The 14,410-nt window shown below is 60.2% G+C and carries 14 protein-coding genes; 2 read left to right on the top strand and 12 right to left on the bottom strand.

Going from position 1 to position 14,410, the window contains the following annotated elements:
* Positions 1-299 precede the first annotated feature (299 nt).
* The 3 genes from rlmN to trhA all read right to left on the bottom strand — a co-directional run bounded on the left by rlmN (position 300) and on the right by trhA (position 3,649).
* Entirely contained in the window at positions 300-1,403 is a 1,104-nt protein-coding gene (gene rlmN, locus OBACDRAFT_RS05310; RefSeq protein ID WP_043583373.1) for a dual-specificity RNA methyltransferase RlmN, read from the bottom strand.
* Positions 1,404-1,527: 124 nt separating this feature from the next.
* A complete protein-coding gene (locus OBACDRAFT_RS05305) occupies positions 1,528-1,848 on the bottom strand; it encodes an RNA recognition motif domain-containing protein (RefSeq protein ID WP_043583371.1) in 321 nt (106 codons plus the stop codon).
* 217 nt (positions 1,849-2,065) lie between these two features.
* Positions 2,066-3,649 (bottom strand): PAQR family membrane homeostasis protein TrhA, encoded by a 1,584-nt coding sequence (trhA, locus tag OBACDRAFT_RS05300; protein WP_043583370.1) that lies wholly within the window; start codon positions 3,647-3,649, stop codon positions 2,066-2,068.
* 303 nt (positions 3,650-3,952) lie between these two features.
* On the opposite strand from trhA, the gene folP reads away from it, so the two are divergent.
* Complete coding sequence (gene folP, locus OBACDRAFT_RS05295) at positions 3,953-4,852, top strand: dihydropteroate synthase (RefSeq protein ID WP_081721833.1); 900 nt, start codon at positions 3,953-3,955, stop codon at positions 4,850-4,852.
* A gap of 24 nt (positions 4,853-4,876) precedes the next feature.
* Here the strand turns inward: folP and OBACDRAFT_RS05290 are convergent, their stop codons facing one another.
* The 7 genes from OBACDRAFT_RS05290 to OBACDRAFT_RS05260 all read right to left on the bottom strand — a co-directional run bounded on the left by OBACDRAFT_RS05290 (position 4,877) and on the right by OBACDRAFT_RS05260 (position 11,443).
* Entirely contained in the window at positions 4,877-5,086 is a 210-nt protein-coding gene (locus tag OBACDRAFT_RS05290; protein ID WP_043583369.1) for a hypothetical protein, read from the bottom strand.
* 28 nt (positions 5,087-5,114) lie between these two features.
* Positions 5,115-7,364: an alpha-amylase family protein gene (locus OBACDRAFT_RS05285; RefSeq protein ID WP_232766666.1), complete on the bottom strand. Its 2,250-nt coding sequence runs from the start codon at positions 7,362-7,364 to the stop codon at positions 5,115-5,117.
* A gap of 71 nt (positions 7,365-7,435) precedes the next feature.
* Complete coding sequence (locus tag OBACDRAFT_RS05280) at positions 7,436-8,206, bottom strand: LamG-like jellyroll fold domain-containing protein (RefSeq protein ID WP_043583368.1); 771 nt, start codon at positions 8,204-8,206, stop codon at positions 7,436-7,438.
* A 19-nt stretch (positions 8,207-8,225) separates the two neighbouring features.
* Positions 8,226-8,945: a prepilin-type N-terminal cleavage/methylation domain-containing protein gene (locus OBACDRAFT_RS25010; protein ID WP_052361208.1), complete on the bottom strand. Its 720-nt coding sequence runs from the start codon at positions 8,943-8,945 to the stop codon at positions 8,226-8,228.
* A 94-nt stretch (positions 8,946-9,039) separates the two neighbouring features.
* Entirely contained in the window at positions 9,040-9,744 is a 705-nt protein-coding gene (locus OBACDRAFT_RS05270) for a hypothetical protein (RefSeq protein ID WP_043583366.1), read from the bottom strand.
* A 39-nt stretch (positions 9,745-9,783) separates the two neighbouring features.
* Positions 9,784-10,086, bottom strand: a complete 303-nt coding sequence (locus OBACDRAFT_RS05265; RefSeq protein WP_052361206.1) for a winged helix-turn-helix domain-containing protein — start codon at positions 10,084-10,086, stop codon at positions 9,784-9,786.
* A gap of 112 nt (positions 10,087-10,198) precedes the next feature.
* Positions 10,199-11,443, bottom strand: coding sequence for a LacI family DNA-binding transcriptional regulator (locus OBACDRAFT_RS05260; RefSeq protein ID WP_232766665.1), 1,245 nt, complete (start codon positions 11,441-11,443; stop codon positions 10,199-10,201).
* A 188-nt stretch (positions 11,444-11,631) separates the two neighbouring features.
* Here OBACDRAFT_RS05260 and OBACDRAFT_RS05255 point away from each other — a divergent pair, with 188 nt between their 5' ends.
* Entirely contained in the window at positions 11,632-13,707 is a 2,076-nt protein-coding gene (locus tag OBACDRAFT_RS05255) for an aldo/keto reductase (RefSeq protein WP_052361204.1), read from the top strand.
* Between the two features lie 53 nt (positions 13,708-13,760).
* On the opposite strand, the gene OBACDRAFT_RS05250 is transcribed toward OBACDRAFT_RS05255, so the two are convergent.
* Both OBACDRAFT_RS05250 and OBACDRAFT_RS05245 read right to left on the bottom strand, forming a co-directional pair.
* The gene (locus OBACDRAFT_RS05250) at positions 13,761-14,156 is read right to left on the bottom strand and encodes a PIN domain-containing protein (RefSeq protein ID WP_043583360.1); all 396 of its coding nucleotides are present in this window, start codon (positions 14,154-14,156) and stop codon (positions 13,761-13,763) included.
* Positions 14,153-14,389, bottom strand: a complete 237-nt coding sequence (locus tag OBACDRAFT_RS05245; protein WP_043583358.1) for a plasmid mobilization protein — start codon at positions 14,387-14,389, stop codon at positions 14,153-14,155. The genes OBACDRAFT_RS05250 and OBACDRAFT_RS05245 overlap by 4 nt, the downstream gene beginning before the upstream one ends.
* Positions 14,390-14,410: the final 21 nt, after the last annotated feature.

The raw sequence follows: 14,410 nt of genomic DNA, 5'->3' as shown, positions 1-14,410 counted from the left end.
GGGCGTCCCGCCCGCAACGTGCATCCCGTAGCGCAGGCGTCTCGCCTGCAATCCATAGGTTGCGCGAAGCGCGGTGCTCTCTTCTGCTTTTTGCTGATTCTGTTATTTGGGAAGGCGGCGCTTCGCGCAATAGACTGACTTGCAGGCGTCCCGCCTGCAATCGAGTCTATAGCGCGAAGCGCGGTGACTCTCATGGAGTGTGGCGCTTCGCGCAGTAGATTGGACGGCAGGCAAGATGCCTGCGCTACATCGGAATGCGGGCGTTTGGTTTGGCATAAAAAGCCCGCGCCACTCGCCGATCAACCCCGCCGCGATTCGGTCGCCAACTGTCCGCAACCGGCGCCGATGTCGATGCCGCGGCGCTGGCGAATCGTGCTTGGCAGACCGTGCTCCGCCAGCACCGCTTGGAACCGCTTCGCCGCATCCGCCCGTCCGGGTTCGCCGGCGTATCCGGAAGTTGGATTCAAAGGAATCAGGTTCACCTGCGCCTGCATCCCGCGCAGCAACCGGCCCACGGCGCGGGCCTGATCGGGACCATCGTTTTTGCCTTCGATGAGCGTCCACTCGAAAAAAATCCGCCGCTGCTGTTTCTGCACATAGTAGCGGCAGGCCTCCATGAGCGCGTCAAGTGGCCAGGCGCGGGCGGCGGGGACGAGCGCGGCGCGCTCCGCCTGCGTGGCTCCATGCAGGGAAACGGCGAGGTGGACGGGATTGTGCTCGTCGGCCAGCCGGATGATGCCCGGCACGACGCCAACGGTGGACAGGGTGATCTTGCGCGCGCCGAGGGCGAGGCCGTTGCCGTCGCGCAGGATGTCGATCGCGCGCATCACCGCGTCGTAATTGTGCAGGGGTTCGCCCATGCCCATGAGCACGATGTTGCGCAGGCGCTCGTGACGGTGGTGGGGCGAGGCGTTGCCGGGCTCGGCGAGAGCGGGGGCGTCGTCCGCAGTGCGGCGCAGCACGCGGTCCACGTGCAAGGCTTGCGCCACGATTTCGCCAGCCGTCAGGTGGCGGGTAAACCCCATCTGTCCGGTGGCGCAAAACACGCAGCCCATGGCACAACCGACCTGCGAACTCACGCAAGCGGTCACGCGGCCTTTGTAGCGCATGAGCACCGTCTCGATCTCGCGTCCATCGGAGAGGGCGAGCAGGTATTTGCGCGTAAAACCATCCGACGAATGCGTTTCGCACGCCACGGGCAGGCGTGCCGCGGAAGTCTCGGCGAGCAGCCGGTCGCGCATCCGCGCCGGGAGGTCAGACATGGCGCGGATGTCGTCGGTGTCCTCAAGATAAAGATACGCCCAGAGCCGCGCCGCATGAACGGGGCTCAATCCCCACGACGCAACGAGCGCGGTGAGATCGACGCGCGGGAGGTCATGGAGATGGATCGGCGAAGGCGTCATGCGGCACCGGGGATAGCGGGGGAGGGGAACGGGGAAAAGCTGAAAGGCCGGACTGCCCCTAAATGACGCAAAAAAGCGGGCCACGTGAGCGGCCCGCTATGAAGGTAATAACAACTCCCTTTGATTAGTAACGATTGCGTGACTGGAAGGGCTTGCGGTCCGGGCCGAAGTTGCGACTGCCGCCCCCTCCCGTCGCTTCTTTCGGCCTGGCTTCATTCACGGTGATCGCGCGTCCACCGAGATCGGTGCCGTTCAATTTTTCCGTGGCCAGTTGGCTTTCCTCGGCAGTGTCAAACGTCACAAAAGCGAAACCGCGCGGACGTCCGGTTTCACGATCGGTGGCGAGAAAAACATCAGTTAGCGTGCCGCAGGTGCTGAAAGCGGTGCGGAGATCCGCTTCGCTGGTATTGAAGGACAAATTTCCAACGTAGAGTTTGGAATTCATAGTGATTTTTTGCGTAGGCTTCGTGGCTGTCAGAGTGTTCCCGAAAATCGGATTTCGAATCGTCCACTTGAACCAAAAGCTCACCTGAAGACCCACCAATCACTGGCATCTAAACGTCGTATACGACGCGTTGAAGTTCTCCGCATGTGGAGAATACGCAAGCGTTGATTCTTTTTTGACAGACGGCCTCGTCGAAAAGGAACTGCTTTGACGTCTCCTATCCCCCCTTCGGCAGGAGGAAGAGCAATACGGCAAGAAAATGACAGGTGCTGCCGCCAAGCACGCAGGTATGCCAGACCGCATGGTGATAACGCAGTTGTCTCCAGAAGTAGAAAATCAGTCCGCCCGTGTAACACAGACCCCCGGCGAGCAGCAGCCAGAGACCACCGCCCGGCACGGCATCAAGCATAGGCTTGATCGCCAGCACGATCAGCCAGCCGAGAATCAGATAGGCGATCGTCGAGGCCCGGCGAAACCATCCGCCGAAGAAAAACTGAAACACCGCTCCGCCCACGCACAGGCCCCAGACCACGCCAAACAGCGACCATCCCCATGGCCCGCGCAGGCTCGTCAGCAGAAAGGGCGTGTAGGTGCCCGCAATGAGCAGAAAAATCGCCGCATGGTCCATGCGCATGAGCAGCGCCTTGCCGCGTCCTCCGGTCCGCCATGCGTGATAGAATGTCGAAGCCGTATAGAGCAGGAGTAATGTTAATCCGAATACGGTAAAACTTGTCACGTGCCACGCATCGCCGCGCAGGCTGGCGAAGATGATCAGCAGCGTCAGCCCCACGATGCTCAGCCCGAGGCCGATGCCGTGCGTGATCCAGTTGGCCAGTTCCTCGCCATGGCTGAAATCCGGCGACTTTGCCATGGAGGGTTTTGCAGCGGCTTGAACGCGCTCGCGGCGTCGCCGTCGCTGGACCGCGCGATCGGCAATCGCGTCCAGCCAGCGGATGAAGCCGACGGGGCGCGGACTCTCGAACTTGCCGGGCTGCCAGTCCTCGCCCTGCGCGTAAACGGTTTGCGGGATCACGCAGGTGCGAAACGTCCAGTCGGCCAGCGGCAGACCGAAGAAGCCGGAAATGGACTCGTTGCAATCCGTCACGGCGTGGTGCCGCAGATGGAATCCGTAAACCGGCATCCAGAACCGGCTCCAACGCGGATGACGGACAAGCGGTTCCCAACGTTCAAACGGCCAGTGGTTGATCGCGTGCAGCACCTCGTAAAGCGTCAGCGAGCTGGCAAGCGCGACGAAACCGGCTGCAAACCATGGGAACGAGGGAAACAGCATATGCAGCACCACGAGCACAGGCGTCATAATCACGGCAAAGATGGCGAAGGAATACCACGGGAAAAACGACGCTTCGTGCTGCTCCAGTTCCACGATGGGATACTTGTTTTCGATAAACAGCACGCCTGTTCCATCATGCGTGCGCCGCCGGGCGATGCGGGTGAGTCCGTGGTGCAGCGTGTGCTGCCGGTAAAAATAGCGAAGCAATGGCAGGGCGGGTTTGTGCAGGACGTAGCGATGAAAAAAATACTCCACAAAACAGTTCAGCAGACTGATGCCGAGGAATGCCGCCACCCCTTTCCAGAGCGGCGCGGCAAGCTGGGCGTCCCAGATTGATGGGAAGAAAAACCACAGGACGGCGAACAGGCCGCCGAGGGTGAGCGCAATCGTCAGGATGAACAATGGCAGCGAAAATTCTTCGTGCGCGTGGTGGTGATGAGTGTGCGCACCAGACGAATGATTGTGACTGTCATCCGAGGTGGGATCGGAATGGGAAGGCGGAGCGGACATAAAAGGCGGCGTTCTGAACAGGAGAGCTTCCACAGCGCGTCGCGCAGAGGTGCGGGCCGCTTTGAACCGAAGAATCTGACTTAAGGATGGCATCCTTGTCTCTCCGGCGCGAACGACATGCCCGGTTTGTTCCCGCGCAACCCTGCGGCTGCGCAGTTTCTGGCGTATTACAGCTCATACAACCTGACTGGCTGTATGAGTGCTTGGCTTTCTTTCTGGGGTTCGGTGGTCTCGCAGGTCATACAATTGCCATGAAGCGGACTGAACGTCCGCGCCACTTTTACGATCCGCATGTCCGACTTAATGCCACATTCACCGTTTGCCGTAACCGTTCGCCGGATTCATTGCCGGGACCGTGTGCTCATGCTCGATGGACGGGTCAAAATCATGGGCATCGTCAATGTGACGGCGGATTCGTTTTCTGACGGCGGCCGTTTTCTCGCGCCCGCCGATGCACTTGCCCATGCGCGGCGACTCGTGGCGGAGGGCGCTGATGTGCTCGATATTGGGGGCCAGTCAACGCGCCCGGGTTACATTGAAATCAGCGACGAGGAGGAAATCGCGCGGGTGACGCCGCTTATTCGCATGCTTGTATCCGAAACGCCGCTACCGCTGTCGGTTGACACCTACAAGCCGGCGGTGGCGCGTGCGGCGCTGGCGGCTGGGGCGCATGTGCTCAACGACATCCACGGCCTGCAACGCGCCCCGGAACTGGCCGCGCTGGCGGCGGAGCATGGGGCGGCGGTGGTGGCGATGCACAATGATCCGGCGTTTCGTGAATTGCCGGCGTCCTCCGGGCATGGGCGGGCGGGGGGGGGGGGGGGGACTGATGTGATTGCTGAGATGCTGCGTTATTTCGAAAAGAGCCTGACCATCGCGGAGCGGGCGGGGTTGGCGCGCGGGCAGGTGATTCTCGATCCGGGAATCGGTTTTGGAAAAACGCAGGAGCAAAACCTTGAATTGATCGCCCGCGTGGGTGAGTTGCGTGTATTGGGTTGCCCGGTACTGCTGGCGGCGTCGCGCAAGTCGGTTATCGACCATGTGCTGCATTTGCCGCCAAACGAACGCGAAGAAGGCACATTGACCACGACGGTGCTGGCGGCGTGGCAGCGGATCGACTTGGTACGCGTGCACGATGTCCGCGCCAACCTGCGCGCCGCCCGCATGACCGAGGCATTGCGCGAGGCGGGCGCGGGTCGGTGACGGAGTGTCGGGAAATCGACCCGATCAACCGAGTCCGAGGGCGGCGCGGAGTTTTACGCTGATCGGTGCGCGGCGCAGATAGGAAACGCGCCCGGCAATGCGAAGGATGGAGGACTTGCGAACAACGAGAACAATGCCGCAGTCAATCTCAGTGGGGAATTCGAGCCCATCCGCTCCGTTGAGAAGAACTTGATGGGATTTGGTTCGGGATGCCGGGACTTTTTTTGAGCCCATGAGCACGTTGATGCGAAGTTGTTTGGGGTCATTTCTTAAGCGTGAAGAGGTATACTTCGCGTGGTGCCAGGGTGAAGGAGTCTGAAGCGGTTTCCAGTGAATGAAGCGTTTCCGAATGGAGCTTCCAGCCATCGGGAAGTTCGAGACGCGTTTTCTGGGCACGATATGCCGTATTGATGGCAATGAGGTAGCGGATGTCCGGGTTTTTGTAGTCTTCGCGAAGTCCGGTGATGATGGCACTGAGGGTAATGCCCGTGGACTGACTGACAAAACGTGCTTCCTGACGCAGTCCAATGATTTCGCGTGTGATGCCTTCAACAAGGCTGCGCATGGCCGCGTTGTTCTCCGAGTTGAACGCTGAATAGATGACACGTCCGCCGATGGATGTTTGCAGGATGCTTGGATAACTGTCGGTGTTCCACGCGAGCACCTTGCCAGTCGTGGATGTCAGCACCTCGGCGCCGGGCAGGATGCTTCTGGCATCGCCGATCACAGTCGAAACCATTTCCACTCCGTTGATCGGAGTGTCGCCATCGAACCATGTTTCGAGTTGCGGGGCGACTTTGCTGATTTGCTGGGTGCGGCGGTTTCCAATCGGGTTTTTGCGATCTTTGATTCCGAGAAATTGTGGAGGAGGTTGTGCGGCCCACAGTTCATCGCGGGAAAGGCTTCCGGCAAAGGCCCAAATGTGACCGCCATCGTTCAAGTAGGCCGCCAAGGCATCTGTTTCGCGTGGTTTGAGAACGCAAGCGGTCGGGAGGACGACGAGATCGTAACGTTTCAGGTAGTCGGCGTTGCAGCGTTCTTCGGGAATAAAATCCGTCTGATAATGGCTGTTGCGAAAGAGGCCAAAGGCCGCGGATGCGTGGCGCGGAACAAGGTCTCCCGTGGACTGGAGGGCTGCTGTAGTTGAGTAAACAATACCGATGCGGCCTGCGACGCGCGGTGAACCGAGTTCGCGTTGATGCACGGATATCTGGCTGACAAGTTCGCTGTACGCCGCCCGGCCTTCATCGCTGCTGCCTTTGGCGCTTAGGATTCCGTGTTCGTGTGGTTTTGAAAGGAAGGCGAAGATGAACATCCCGCGCGCGCCGCCTGCAATGGGAGCCCACAGGGCGGTGCGGATGGTGTCGGGCGTGCGGGCTGCGGCACCGGGGGGCATTGAGTTGATTTCGAAAATCATGACTGGTTTGCCATCGGCATAACTGGCGGCGGCGTCGAGACGGTCGCGTGTGCCGAATGGCGAACCGGAATAGAGATTGATGCCGAAGATGTCTTCGCTGCGCCCGAGCAGATCCCAGTTGGTGCCGGAAGAGGCAGTGGAGCTATCCCAAGGGTTAGTCTGTTTCTTATTGGTCAGGAGGAGCGCAGGGGCGGTTTCCTTGATGATGCTGCGTTCCCATGTGAAGAAGTCGGCGAAGGATTGCTGGCCGAATTCCATCCAGTCGAGCCAGGCGCGGCGATTGAAACCGGAGTCATCGGGTTTGCGCGGGGGTTGCACGTCGTCCCATGTGGCGAATGCGGTGGCGTGGGCTTGGTTCACAGCGGAGAGCGTTTCGTAGCGGGTCCGCAGGTGTTCACGCCAGACGGCGACGGCCCATTGCGAATATTCGGCAAACTGGTCGCCTTTGTTCCATGTGCCTCCGTAACAGGGTTCGTTCCAGAAACAGATGGCAGGGACGTTGGGCTCGGCGGCGGCCATGCGTGCGGCGGCACGCCAGAAATGGGGGATGTGTTCGCGGAGCGCGGGTGAGTGCAGGCTGTAAGGTGTCCAACTGCCGGTGGGTTTCCCGTCGCTACCAATCGGTTGGTGCCCGGATTTTGGATACGTTTTGGAAAACCAGCCGGGGACGTAGTGACCGGTCAAAAGAGGGATCGCCGCCATGTCCCATTCCGCGGCGCGGCGGATTATGTCGCGCTGTTTTTCAAAGGCGGAATCCGGCACTTTGCCGGGAGCCGTGCTTACTCTCCAGCCTATGTCAAAATGAACGGCGTTGGCTCCCATCGCCCGGGCTTGTGCGAGTTCTGTGTCGCTGGTTCCGAATACGAATCCGATGGGGAAAAAGGGTTGTCCGTCCTTGAGCAGCGTGCCGTTGGCGCAAGAGATTTGGGCTCGCCACGGTGTCTTTTGCTCGGGGGTAAACGGTGCAGGTAGTCCACCGGCGAGAGGTTCAGGTTGCGGTGGCGTCGCTGTTGTTGGGATGGGGAAATGGCAGAGCGTGAGGGCAACTATCAGCGGCAAGATTGATGAGCGGCGGAGAGCGAAAAAACGTATCACGGTTTTATGGATACACTGGACTGATTGGCGCATGAATGAAGGTTGGTCGGGGGGGGGGGGGGGGGAGCGGTTTACTGCGCGATTTCTTTGGAGAGAGCTGCGACTTCGCTTGCGCTGAGGGACGTGTTGTAGATGCGCAGGCTCTCAATATATTGGGGGGTTTTGTTGTAGTTTTCGTAATGGAATCCACCTTCGCCGGTGTCCAATGCAGCGTCGGGAACGGGATGTTGCCCGCTGACAGCACCATCGGTGTAGATAGCGAGTTTTCCGCCGGGGGTGAAAGTGACCACGTAATCATGCCATTGGTCAGGCGTTCCCGGCGAGGCACTGACGGTTGTCCTTTTGCCGTCAATCATAACGATGACCGTGAGAATATCTTTGGGCGGCGTTGCTTTTTTATCGGTGAGGAAACGGATTTCCATGCTGTCTTTTCGTCCGATGCGGAGGTCTCCGCCCGATGTGTAAAAGAGACGGAGGAAAATCGTGAACGGGCCTTGAGTCAGCTTGAGGCGACCTTGTGCACCGGAACCAAAATCATGTCCATGCGACATACCCAGCATGATGGCTCGTCCATCGGCGGGCGCGCCCAGCTTGGGATTGTTGGGAACAGGAATGCCCGTCTGGGTTTGATTCGTCCAGCGAGGCCAGTTGATTCTTTTGATTGCGTCGGATGGTGGGTCGCCTGCCGTATCAAGAACCTGGCCCGCTTCGGCAGTTCCTTTGTCTGCATGGTTCAGGGGATAAGCGGCAATCGGATCGGCGGCGTGCGCTTGCCATGACGTGGCGAGGAGGGCGGCGATGACAAACAGCAAGGCCGCGGCGTTGAGGTGGCGTGTTTTCATGTGACAGGTGTTGGGGCGATCAGGGTTTTTTGTAGTCCTTATCCAATACATTCCATGCCCAGGCATTTTTGGGCCATGCCAGGGTTACTTTTTCCGGTGACATCACTTCGACGTGTCCGTCGAGAAAGAGGATGTTGGGGCGGTTGGCGTGGGCGGCGGGATTGCTGCAAGCGACCTGTGCTCTCATGGACGGAGATGCAATGTCGCTGATGCGCAGGGGCGTGGCGTTGGGGTTATCGGGAACGATCTGACCGTTTTCCTCCTTCATTCTATTGCTGCGTACATCAGTCATGAAAGTGGACTGATTTCCTCCCGCGATGTATTGGCTGGTGAGTTCCAGTCCGGGACACATGTAAATTCCCCGGTCAGTGGCTTTGCCAATGGGATAAGAGGTGAACATTTTGGGGACTGGAGGCAGATAGCCCCCTTCGATGACGACAGTGATGATGTTGGCGGGCTTTTGGCTCCAAGTGTAGAGTGCCCGCGAATCGTTGCCAATCATGCCAGGCAGAATGCCGGTTTTCGAGTCAACCATGTAGGCTGCGAGTCCAATGCCGATTTGGCGGAGGTTGCTTTTGCATTGGGCTGAGCGAGCACTTTGACGAACTTTGGCCACGGTTGGGATGAGGATGGCGGAGAGGATGCCAATGATGGCGACAACTGTGAGCAGTTCGATGAGCGTGAAGGCGGTACGCCGAGTTTTATGAGTTTGAAAAGGACGAGGTATGCGCGAGTTCATGAGCGGGATATTGCGGGCTACGGTGAAAGATTTTGGGATTAAGAACGGCAGGAAGAATGGAAAACAGAATAATGCGATGCGAGCCTCGTAAGAGTTATGATTTTCTGTGTTTGATGATGCTGGCGGCAACCACGCAGCCCGCCAGAATGAGGAGTGCGGCGTTTGCTGGTTCGGGAATGGGGGTGGTGGTGAGGATTACTGAAAAGGTGTTTGTGGCAGTCGGCGCCGAGCGGTTCCATTGGAAATTATTGGCCGAGAATGTGCTTCCGACGGCAGAGGTGAATTCCACTTTGTAAAAAATCTTCGTTGTGCTTGGGGCGATAGTGATTTCAGGGTCTGTATGCGATGCTACTTGTCGCTTGGTGGTGGTCGTGTTCAGCACAGTCCAATCTCCGCTGTCTCCCAAACGGTAGGAGGTCGTGATGGTTCCAGCATCGTTGAGATAGATCACATCTTGGATGTAGAGGCTGGTTGCTGAGTGGGCGGTCAGGCCGGAGAGGTCGAATTCGTAGATGAACCATGCGCTTTCCTTGCCGCCTGTCGCTCGCAGAAAATGACGCTCGCCTGAGCCTGAACCAGTCACGCCAGCTTCGATGTTTGAGTAATCGGCCATGTCATGTAACAGGCTGGAGAGATTTGCCGGAGTTGTTTCGGAAAATGTGACATCGTAGATATATTTCCCGTCGATATTAAGACCGTCATCGGTGATGGCGATAGCCGCCGCTGAAGCTGCGCAGAGCGAAAGAAGGCTCGTCGCAGCAAGAACGAAAGCAGTTCGGAGTGTTTTGGATGTGTTCATGATGTGTTGAATTTGTATCGGGTTGTATTGGTTTTTTGATTACGGACGGGAGAGCTGAGCAAGGCGGGGCTTGTGGGCATGGGTGGCAGCGGAGGGGACGCACACGTAAACGCCTTTGCCTTGGACGCCGTGGAGGAGTCCTTCGTCGATGAGGGTTTTGATGGCGCGGCGGACGGTGGGTTCGCTGATGTCGTTGCAGAGGCGGGCGATGTCGCGTGTGGTGGGGATGAGGTCGCCGGGGGCGTATTCGCCAGTGCGCAGCCAAGTGCGCAAGAGCGCGTCCACTTGCTGGCGGGGCGAGAGGGCCGGGAGTGTGTCAGTGATGGCAACGTCGGCGGGCATTGGAGTTGCCGGCACGCTGCTCAGGGACGTGGAAAAAGAAAAGCATCGTGATGCTAGACACGTCCAGCAATCGTGCAGGACACAGAGGAAACCTAGCGTGTGCTTTTGGTGTTCATCCGCGCCGGGGCGCGGTGGCACCTTCGCTCCATGCGGCGTCCATGAGGAGGAGTTGGGGGTTTTGTGGGATGCCGTGTTCGTTGCGGTTGAGGCCGGCAACGACGAGATCAACAGCAGCGGCTCCAACAGCGGCGACGTTTTGTAGTGCTCCGGCCACTTCACCGGTTTTTGTGGCATCGAGGTCAAGGCTGGCGTAGCTGGTGCGGGCAGGCACGCGCACGCCTTCCTCACGCATCCAGAGCAAGGGGTTGTCGGGCAGGATGCCAAGGACGGCGTCGGGTTTGTTGGCGCGATACCATTTCATGAAACGCTTTTTCTCAGCGGGGCAATCGTGCCAGTCGTCGTGCCAGAGGACGGGCAGGGGGTCGCCGCCGTGGATTTGTTGACTGGTGTAGTAGCCGGCCATCCAGAAGTGATGCACGCGATCGTCGGATTCGCGGGGGATGGCCAGGCCGATGCGGCGGTGGCCGAGTCGGCGGAGGTTTTCGTAGCAGGCGAGGATGATGTTAAATTGGTTGTGGTTGACGCGGTGCAGCGTCTGCTGACCGAAGGAGTACCCGATGGCGACGGTGAACTGGCGGTCCCAGTCGAGTTGGAGGACTTCGAGGTCGAGGGGGACGGGGGCAATGATGGCGCCGCGCACGGCTCGGGCGCGGAGGATGCGGGCAATGCGGCGGGAGTCGCAGCCGAGGTGGCCTAGCCAGTAGTGCTCCAGCCGATACCCGAGGCGTTCGGCCTGCGCGCTCGCACCTTCGAAGGTGCCGACGAAGGGGGTGCGTTTGCGCCACTCGTCCTTGGTCTGGTAGGCGGTGAGAAAGGCGATGGTCTCGCCGCTGCGTTTCACGCGACGGGTGCGGATTTGCGCCATGAGGGCGGTGACCATGGCGTTGGGACGGTAGCCGAGGCGGGCTGCCTCGGTCTGCACGCGTTGTCGTGTGGCGGCGGATACACGGGGATGGTTGCGCAGGGCCATCGAGACAGCGGAACGGCTGATGCCAAGCCGGGCTGCAAGGTCGCGGATGGAAAGGGTGGGGGAGGGCTTGGCAGCGGTGTTGCTCATTTGCTCAGCGTCGAAGGTCTGAAGGTCGAAGGTCTGAAGGTCGAGTCTGTGCTTCGCGCTCTTTTTAACCGATGGGATTCGGAGCGTCGTGGCGCGGGCGTCTCGCCCGCTGTAGGGGCGTCGCTTGCGACGCCCGCGCCCGCCATTCGATGCCACGTCCTGCATACGCGGGCTTCGCAAGCGAAGCCCCTACAACGGAGTGGCGCGGGCGTCTCGCCCGCATCTGGGGGGCGGAGCTTCTCATCCCTTGTTTCAGGGCGGCGCTTCGCGCCGTCTGCAGGCGGGACGCCTGCGCCACTTTCCGAGCGACGGACAAATGTGACGCAGGCTTGGCAAATGGTTGGCGTTGTTCATGGTCTCGGCACTCCATGATTACCAATGCTTCACCCGCCACCTCTTCTTCGTTAACCGCCAGTGTGACTCCGCTTCGTTGGGGCATTCTCGGCGCCGGTCGTATTTCGGGTATTTTTGCCCGGGGTGTGACGGCATCACGGCTGGGCCGACTGGCGGCGGTGGGGAGCCGGTCGGTGGAGACGGCGGCGCGGTTTGCGGCGGGACATGCGATCCCGGCGGAACATGCGCATGGGAGTTACGAGGCGTTGCTGGCGGACGCGGAGGTGGATGCCATCTACATCGGCACGCCGCATCCGCAGCACGCCGAGTGGGCGATTCGCGCAGCGGAGGCGGGCAAGCATGTGCTGTGCGAAAAACCGCTGGGACTCAATCACGCCGAGGGAATGGCAATGGTGCAGGCGGCACGCGAAAACGGGGTCGTGCTCATGGAGGCGTTTATGTACCGCTGCCATCCGCAGACGGCGCGCATTGTGGAATTGATCCGCGAAGGCGTGCTGGGGGATGTGCGCGTGGTGCAGGCAACGTTTAGCTTCAGGAAGCCGTTTGATGCCGACTCGCGTTTGTGGTCCAACGCGGCGGGTGGCGGCGGCATTCTCGACGTGGGATGTTATCCGGTGTCGTTTGCCCGGCTCATCGCGGGAGCCGTTTGTGGAAAGCCGTTTCTCAATCCGGTGAAAATCACGGGTGGCGCGCGTCTGCATCCGCAAACCGGGGTGGACGAATACGCGGCGGCAACGCTTGAGTTTCCCAATGGGGTCCTTGCTCAAGTCGCGTCGGGCGTGGGCGTGGCTCAGGACAACGCCGCGCGCATCTACGGCAGCGCCGGCTGGCTTCATGTGCCCGCGCCGTGGGGCGGGGTGCGCGAGGGCGGTGTATCCAAGATGTATCTACACCGGGCAGGCGCGGCGGAGGCGGAGGAACTGGCCGTCGAGGCCGGGCCGGCCTATGCGCTGGAGGCGGATGCGTTTGCCGAGGCGGTGCGGGCAACGGCTTCAACGGGCGTGCGGGACGGGCGGGAGGTGCCGGCGATGACTCTGGATGACTCGCTGGGAAACTTGGAGGCGCTCGACCAGTGGCGCGCTGCCATCGGGCTGGTTTACGAACAGGAGAAGCCGGAGAACCTTTCGCACACGGTCGCACGGCGTCCGCTCCAAGTGCGTGCGGCGGAACCCATCCCGCGCGCGCCGTTGCCGGGCGTGGACAAACCGGTGTCGCTGATCGTGATGTGCGGTGACCAGCGTCGTGCCATGCCCCATGCGGCTGCGATGTGGGACGATTTTTTCGAGCGTGGCGGCAACGCCTTCGACACGGCGCATCTTCATGCGGACGGCGTCACGGAACGGCTCCTCGGCCAGTGGATTCGCCATCGGGGCGTGCGTGATCAGGTGGTGGTCGTTGGCAAAAGCGGCCATTCGGCGGCTTGCACGCCGGAGGATGTCTCGCGCAATTTGTTCCAATCGCTCGACCGGCTGGGCACCAATCGCATCGACGTGTATTTGATCCATCGTGACAATCCGGCGGTGCCGGTGGGCGAATTTGTTGACGTGCTCAACCAGCACATCCGCGCCGGGCACATCCGGGTGTTTGGTGGTTTTAACTGGCGACGCGAACGGATCGAGGCGGCCAACGAATACGCCCGCACGCGGCGTCTTCAGGGCATAGGCGTGTGGAGCAATCAGTTTTCGCTGGCCCGCATGATGGAGCCGCTTTGGGAGGGTTGCCTGAGTGTGAGCGACCGGGCTTCGCGCCAGTGGCTGACGAGCACGCCGATCCCGTTGTTTGCGTGGTCGAGCCAGGCGCGCGGGTTTTTCACCGACAGGGCCGGGCGCGAGAAACGCACCGATGCGGACTTGGTGCGCTGCTGGTATTCGGATGACAACTTCGCACGCCGCGAGCGTGCCGCGGAATTGGCGAAGAAAAAGGGCGTGTCGTTGCTTGCCATCGCGGGCGCATACGTGCTGGAGCAGCCGTTCCCGAGTTTTACGTTTATCCGTCCGCAGACGATTGCCGAGACGGCTGCCGCGCTGGAGTGCCTGAAAGTGAAGCTTTCGGCAGATGAGCTTGCGTGGCTCAACTTGGAACAGGACTGATGGCTCTACCTTTGCGCAAGCAGAAGTATCTCACGCAGAGACGCAGAGGAAGCTCAGGCATCTGGCGCGGGGGGGATGAGGAAGGCGACCGGGTCTTTGATGCCGGTGTCAAAGGTCGCCAGTTGCAGGCCGTGGGCGGTGGCGAGCTGGCAGAGGTAGGCGTCGGTGGTTCTGGCCGCTGTCGTGGCCCAGAGGGGGAGGGCAGGGGAGGGGCAGTCAGCGATGTAGCCGCCAGTCAGTTTGCGAATGTCGGCAAGGGCTTTGCGGGCGTCGGCGAGGGTGAGCTGGTAGTGGCTCATCGAAATTCTCAAAAATCCCAATTCAACGATGGCGCATGTTCCCATGTGCTTGAAACCAGTCCGCACGGCCCATGCATGGAGGGAAACATGTTTGGGATGCTGGGTGTGACGCCAGGCAATAAGGCCGTTTACGTCGAGGAGGTATTTCACGGGAAGTCGGCGAGCGCGGCTTTGATTTGTTCTTCTGTCACGATGGGGCCTGGTGTGTAATCACAGAGTGCGCCGCTGATCGGGTTTTTTTTGATGATGCGTTTCACGGGGCGTGCAGGCGCGGGGAAGGCGGAGCGTCGCAGGTAATCGGATACAGTCATTTTTTTGAGGCGGGCTTTGCGACGGAGTTCCTGGGCCTCTTCGTCGGTTACTTTGAAGGTGATCGTTGGCATGATGTAATACAGGTAATACGC

It is taken from the genome of Geminisphaera colitermitum TAV2, assembly GCF_000171235.2.
Classification (GTDB): domain Bacteria; phylum Verrucomicrobiota; class Verrucomicrobiia; order Opitutales; family Opitutaceae; genus Geminisphaera; species Geminisphaera colitermitum.
The sequence above is the reverse complement of the archived record's forward strand: the minus strand, read 5'-3'. Positions and strand labels throughout refer to the sequence as shown.

Coding starts and splice junctions, on each gene's coding strand:
- OBACDRAFT_RS05270 (WP_043583366.1), bottom strand. CDS start 9,744: ATGAACACATCCAAAACACTCCGAACTGCTTTCGTTCTTGCTGCGACG.
- OBACDRAFT_RS05255 (WP_052361204.1), top strand. CDS start 11,632: ATGATTACCAATGCTTCACCCGCCACCTCTTCTTCGTTAACCGCCAGT.
- OBACDRAFT_RS05305 (WP_043583371.1), bottom strand. CDS start 1,848: ATGAATTCCAAACTCTACGTTGGAAATTTGTCCTTCAATACCAGCGAA.
- trhA (WP_043583370.1), bottom strand. CDS start 3,649: ATGTCCGCTCCGCCTTCCCATTCCGATCCCACCTCGGATGACAGTCAC.
- OBACDRAFT_RS05265 (WP_052361206.1), bottom strand. CDS start 10,086: ATGCCCGCCGACGTTGCCATCACTGACACACTCCCGGCCCTCTCGCCC.
- folP (WP_081721833.1), top strand. CDS start 3,953: ATGCCACATTCACCGTTTGCCGTAACCGTTCGCCGGATTCATTGCCGG.
- OBACDRAFT_RS05245 (WP_043583358.1), bottom strand. CDS start 14,389: ATGCCAACGATCACCTTCAAAGTAACCGACGAAGAGGCCCAGGAACTC.
- rlmN (WP_043583373.1), bottom strand. CDS start 1,403: ATGACGCCTTCGCCGATCCATCTCCATGACCTCCCGCGCGTCGATCTC.
- OBACDRAFT_RS05290 (WP_043583369.1), bottom strand. CDS start 5,086: ATGGGCTCAAAAAAAGTCCCGGCATCCCGAACCAAATCCCATCAAGTT.
- OBACDRAFT_RS05280 (WP_043583368.1), bottom strand. CDS start 8,206: ATGAAAACACGCCACCTCAACGCCGCGGCCTTGCTGTTTGTCATCGCC.
- OBACDRAFT_RS25010 (WP_052361208.1), bottom strand. CDS start 8,945: ATGAACTCGCGCATACCTCGTCCTTTTCAAACTCATAAAACTCGGCGT.